Annotated in this window: 1 protein-coding gene; it reads left to right on the plus strand. The window is 64.9% G+C overall.

All coding sequences use genetic code 11. The features are described 5' to 3' along the window. A partial coding sequence (locus ACLJNW_RS26340; protein ID WP_410961528.1) for an HlyD family secretion protein occupies nucleotides 1-259 on the plus strand: 259 nt, incomplete at both ends.

Here is a 259-nt window from a genome sequence, read left to right on the forward strand (position 1 = left end):
ACGTGGCCGGCTTGAAGGTGTTCACCGATGGCGGGGTGATCGGCCCCGGCGAATTGCTGATGTACATCGTGCCCAACAGCGACAGCCTGGACGTGGAGGGCCAGCTCGCGGTGAACCTGGTCGACCGGATCCTCAGCGGGCTGCCGGTGGAGATGCTGTTCACCGCCTTCAACCAGCGCAAGACCCCGCGGGTCACCGGCGAGGTGACCATGGTCAGCGCCGACCTCCTGATCGACGAGCAGAACAAGCAGCCCTACTA

It is taken from the genome of Salmonella sp. SAL4457 (genome assembly GCF_046548235.1).
Lineage (GTDB): Bacteria > Pseudomonadota > Gammaproteobacteria > Enterobacterales > Enterobacteriaceae > Salmonella > Salmonella enterica.